Source organism: Desulfuromonadaceae bacterium, from assembly GCA_019429445.1.
In the GTDB taxonomy this organism is placed as follows: domain Bacteria; phylum Desulfobacterota; class Desulfuromonadia; order Desulfuromonadales; family JAHYIW01; genus JAHYIW01.
This window is the reverse complement of sequence record JAHYIW010000058.1, coordinates 1-5,113: the sequence shown is the minus strand read 5'-3', so window position 1 is coordinate 5,113 and position 5,113 is coordinate 1. Positions and strand designations below refer to the sequence as shown.

The following is a 5,113-nucleotide window of genomic DNA, read 5'->3' as shown; positions in this document are numbered from 1 at the left end:
TGACGGCGGCCTCCTTGACCTGATCGCTGGCCTTGTTTGCAGCACCCTCCTCCTGTTCGAGCTTCTCAATAACACTCTGGAAACGTTGACGCTCCTGATCCAGTTCAGCAAATTTGGTCGAAAAAACATCGCCCGGTGGTCGTTCGGCAATATTAAGGCAAGGCTCCTGAAAAAACGGACAGACCCCCTCGGCGAGCTTTTCACTCCCCTCCGCCAACCCCGCCCGACGCCCTTCGAGCTGGCCAAGCTGCTTGCGTATTCCTTCAAGTTTTTTACGGATGTCCGGCAGGCGATCAGCCAGGACCTTTTGTTCATTATCCAGCGCTAAAGCGTTATGCCCCTCAGCCAGAGCTTTTTCTTCCCAAATGAGCTCCGCGCGGATTTTCTCAATCGATCGGGTCTCGACCTTGAAGCGTTCTTCGAGTTTCCCAACCTGATTTTTGAGCTCAGCGGCCTCTTGCTCAAACTGACGCTGAACTTTGACCTGCTCGCGCAATTCGCTCAGGCGGAGTTCGGCCTGTTCATACGCCTTTTTCGCAGGCGTAGCTGCTTCAATGATTTTGTGGGCCTTTTCTGCCTCGTCGACCAGCAGCTTCTGCTTGCCGATCATTTCGCTGCCATTACGCAGCCGCTCCCTGAATGTCTCGATTTCCTGTTCCAGCACCTTGAGGTCTTTTTCACGGTTGTCGACTGCAAGCAGCAGTATTCTCAAGTCGTTGAGCTGCTGCTGTTGCGCAGCCAACTTGCTCTCAGCCTGTTCAAGATCGGCCTGTGCCGTCTTATGCTTGTCTTTTTTCAGCGGAAGCTCGGCGACCTGTTCCCGCAGCGGGACGATCGCGCTTTCAAGAATATCGATCTTCGCTTTAATGGCGCTGGCCAACTCCTTGGTCTCGTTAAACGTCTTGCGCCAGGTATCAATGCCAAGCATCTCGTCAAACTTGTCACGTCGCCTGGTCGGCTGCTTGATGACAAAGGGACCAAGAAACTCATGCTGGAACGGGCCAATGACCAGTTCAAACTGTTCCGCCAGCGAACGTCCCGAGCTCAGCCCGAGCAGCTCCTTCAGCCGTGCCTCGGTTTCCTTGCTGTCCTTATGCTCTTCAACTTCGAATGCGCCGCCGACCTCCCTGGCGAGAAGCCACTTCGATGGCGTCCCGACGGTGCGGCTGACCCGGTAGCGCTCATCCTCGGCCACCAGGAAGACGACAACGATCTCGCCCCTTTTGGCACCGATGGAAATGAAGCGCTCAACGTTACCGACAAAGTTCTGCGCATCAACGCCAAACAGGGCGTAGCCGATGGCTTCGAAGATGGTGCTTTTGCCAGCGCCGTTGGGGCCGGAGAGGACGTTGATGCCCGGCGAAAAGGTCAGTGCTGTATCACGATGGGATTTGATGTTCTTGAGCGTGATGGAGAGGATCTGCATCAATCCCTCCGCGCATCAAGAATGGCGAGCAGCTCGTCGCCATCGACACCCTTTTGCACAGCATTTTTCAGGGCGAGAGAAAGTCGAATCAGCTCTTCCTCACGCCCCTGATAGTCGCTGCCGGTCTTGATCAGATCATGCAGGACTTCATTTTCGATTTCTTCCAGGCTCTTCCTGGAGATATCCCCCGCACCGCAATGACTGACCATCGAAAGGTGGTTCTTGATCTCGACATGCAGGGGATTAGCGATTTCATCAAGGGCCAGCCGCAGCCGCTCGCGACCGATCTCGAAGGGATGAAACGCCACCTTGCCGACCAACTTCAGCTCCAGCAGCGGTCGCCGCGCGTCCTCTTCCGGAAGATGTTCCTTGATCTGAGCGGTGAAACGTTCCAGCGCTTCCTCGACGTTGCCCGCCCCTTCCAGATTGACAGTCGCAACGGCCATCGGACGAGGCGCAGTCGATTTGAACTCGGCGGAGAAATCAGCGTCAGTGACGGTCACCAGATAGTAGCCTTTGTCATACTTCTGCTCGCCGAAATTGACCCGCTCCGGCGCACCGGGATTATAGGCATAGGGGTTGCCTTCCGGTGTCATAACGATATACGGTTTATGACCGTGGCCGAGAGCCACATAGCTGAACGTTTCCGCCAGGGGGTGCGACTCATCCGGCTGCATATTGCCGATCTCCACCGGCGAAAAGGTCCAGATACCGACATGAAACAGCAACAGGTTGCGTTCGGTCGTCACTGCGTCACAGATGCGCGCGACATGACTCCCCGCCTGCGCGCCGATGTAACCGAGGCCGTAGATATTAACACCGTCGATCTCGATATGTCCGCCCCTGCCGGTTTCTTCATCAAATCGATCGAAGCGGTAGCCGCCGTCCTCGGTGCGGGACGGGCGCAACAGTTTGATGTAGCCCATCTGCGACAGCGCCTCCATCCACGAGATGCTGTCGCGACGATGAATCCAGTCGTGATTCCCCTCGATGGCGACACAAGGAATACCGGCGTCCTTGAGCGGTTGCAGTGCTGCGATGGTTCTGGCGAAGGTTTTCGGCAGGATCTGGCCAACATGAAAGAGGTCGCCGCCGATCAGGACGGCATCGACCTGCTCGTTGACGGCATCGGCGACGATCCCGGACAGGCAGGCGAAGAAGTCGTTGTAGCGTTCGGCTTCACCTTGGGAGTTGCGGTAGGTTTTGCCGAGATGAATGTCGGAGGTATGGATGAAACGCATAGACTTCCTTATCATTCACGAGGACAGGAGTTCTTTTCGATGCTCGGCGATCCAGACTTCGACATCGTTCAACAATAATTCAGCTTCATCAATACAACTGTCGAGAGCAGTTTGATCGACGTAGCCGCCAAGATAATCGGCAACGTTTCGCTTGCGCCTCAGGGCGTCCAGAACCACCATGCGCGTTTTAGGCAACCCGATTGTTTTCGGCAGCGCCTGAATCATGGTCATATGATGCCCCGGCGCTGACGTACTGGGACGAAAATTATTGACCAGTAATGCGGTCATGGCCATCTGCATAATTGCTTTATAGGCGGCGTCAAAACGAGTCTCCAGACTTATTGCCGCAACTTTCGCATCAGCGATATTGCGCCTGGCCGCTTCAAGCAGACGTTGAACCTCATCAGCGCGGGCGCTGTATTCACTCAGTTGACCGGTCTTTAACAAGTTCTCCAAAGTCATTTTCACTCCCCCTCACATAAATTTTTTCTTCAGCGACGACCCGCATCATAAAGGGATCGTTTTGATATTTTTGTTTGAATTCACTTTTACGCATGATCACCGGGTTGATTTCTCGTCCCAGTCGCTGGTGGGTATCGATCAATGCCTCGGCGATTTCGGCAAAGGTGGTCTCCCCCACGACAAACAAATCGATATCACTGGCGCTGTGTTCCGTACCTTTTGCCGCCGAGCCGAAGATGAAGGCAAGTTCAATTTTATCATCCAGGGGCGCCAGAACCTGACGGATGATATCGGCTTGTCCGGCGGTTTTGCGAAAGATTCCGGCCAAATCGGTATAGATCGGATTGGTTTTATCAACGCGGTAATAAACTTGCCGTCCGGATGTGTTGCGAATGAGCAGTTCGGCTTCGGCCAGTTGTTTCAATTCGCGATGCAGCGATCCGGCGGGTACGCCGGTCAACCGGGCGATTTCCCGCACGTGAAATTGTTCGTCGGAGCGCAGCAACAGCAGCGACAGAATTTTTCTGCGATATGTTCCAAAGAGGAGTTCAATCGGTTGCGTTTTGCTCATGGCATCGGCTCGCTTGTTCTCAATTATACTTCACATGTATCTTATCTGAGAACGATTTGCAAGTTTATGTTGATATTTAACGTTAGTATCATAGAGACAAATTCTTTAGCCACGAATTTTCACGAATTTTCCCCAACCAAAGTCTTCTGACAAAAACTCGATCGGCTGAGGTTTCGGCGATTCTACAGGATCGTTCGCCGCTGTTCAAGGATGGAACGTACGCAGCTCCGTCCGCCACCCGTCAGCATCCCCTTGACAGCCCCTGCCCCAGGCCGTACGATTCGTCATCTCCGCCAACCCCTGTCATCGGGATCGATCATGCCGGACCATCCGCAACCGCCCGTAGCCCGTTACCCGATCCCCCACCAACGCTTCCGCAGCGAAATCGAGGTCAATCGCAGCCGTTTTATCACCACCGTACAACCGGTCACCACCCCAAAGGAGGCTCAAGCGTTCGTCGCCGAAATGAAGGCCGCGTTCCCCGACGCCAACCACAACTGCTGGGCCTACCTCATCGGCGCACCCGGCAGCACCGACCAGATCGGCTTGAGTGACGACGGCGAACCCCACGGCGTGGCCGGGCAACCGATGCTGACCACCCTGCAACACAGCGGACTCGGCGACACGGCGGTGGTCGTTACCCGCTACTTCGGCGGCATCAAGCTCGGCAAAGGGGGGATGGTCAAAGCCTACACAGCGGCGGTGCAAACGGCGCTGGAGCTGGTGCCGCGCGGAGAAAAGATCACCTGGCATACTGTGCGCGCAACCCTTGATTATGCGCTGGTCAAGTCGTTCGAGCTCCGCCTTGCCGATTTTGAATGTGAAATCCTCGCGACGGATTACGCCGACCGGGTCAATTTTGACCTACGCCTGCCGGACGAGCGGTTGGCGGATTTTGCGACCATGTTTGTTGATTTGACTGCAGGTCGAGGGGTTCTGGAGGAAGTACACGGCTAAATAGGGAAAACCATGTTTCGTTTTCGCCGTCTTGAAACTGTGCTAGAGTTGCTTAAAAAATATGGAGGGCACAATGGAAAAGGATCACATGGAAATCATTCTCGAAGACATCAACAGCAAATTCGACCTTGTGCTCGAAGGACACGCCTGTTAGCCATCGCCTGCAGCCGTTGTCATTTAATAAAATTCTACCGAATCACAGGCTGACAACACCGCAGGAAAGCTGCACCAGAACCCACCGCAAACGGCAAATGTATTTAATTCCCACTTATCCCAAAATACCGTAGTCGACGGTTTCGTCAAGCAACACCGGCTAAGATCGCCGATCACCTTCCAGCAACGGCTGCAAAAACTTCTCAAAGGTCACCCGCTGATTGGCCGTCAACAGGTCGAGATTCCCCTCGTTGTCGAGCAGAAACGTGGCGACGCCGAGGACGGTGCGGGGCAGGTAGCCGG

5 protein-coding genes are annotated in these 5,113 nt (G+C 54.7%); 1 reads left to right on the top strand and 4 read right to left on the bottom strand.

The genetic code is table 11. The annotated features are described in order from the left end of the window. The 4 genes from K0A93_13500 to K0A93_13485 form a co-directional block, all read right to left on the bottom strand. A partial coding sequence (locus K0A93_13500) for an SMC family ATPase (protein MBW6513104.1) occupies positions 1 to 1,426 on the bottom strand: 1,426 nt, incomplete at its 3' end. Continuing rightward, positions 1,426 to 2,667 (bottom strand): exonuclease SbcCD subunit D, encoded by a 1,242-nt coding sequence (locus K0A93_13495; GenBank protein MBW6513103.1) that lies wholly within the window; start codon positions 2,665 to 2,667, stop codon positions 1,426 to 1,428. The genes K0A93_13500 and K0A93_13495, both read right to left, overlap by 1 nt. 15 nt (positions 2,668 to 2,682) lie before the next feature. Beyond that, positions 2,683 to 3,129, bottom strand: a complete 447-nt coding sequence (locus tag K0A93_13490; protein ID MBW6513102.1) for a HEPN domain-containing protein — start codon at positions 3,127 to 3,129, stop codon at positions 2,683 to 2,685. Further along, positions 3,089 to 3,700, bottom strand: a complete 612-nt coding sequence (locus K0A93_13485) for a nucleotidyltransferase domain-containing protein (GenBank protein MBW6513101.1) — start codon at positions 3,698 to 3,700, stop codon at positions 3,089 to 3,091. The genes K0A93_13490 and K0A93_13485 overlap by 41 nt, the downstream gene beginning before the upstream one ends. Before the next feature lie 318 nt (positions 3,701 to 4,018). On the opposite strand from K0A93_13485, the gene K0A93_13480 reads away from it, so the two are divergent. Further along, entirely contained in the window at positions 4,019 to 4,657 is a 639-nt protein-coding gene (locus K0A93_13480) for a YigZ family protein (GenBank protein ID MBW6513100.1), read from the top strand. The last annotated feature ends 456 nt before the right edge of the window (positions 4,658 to 5,113 follow it).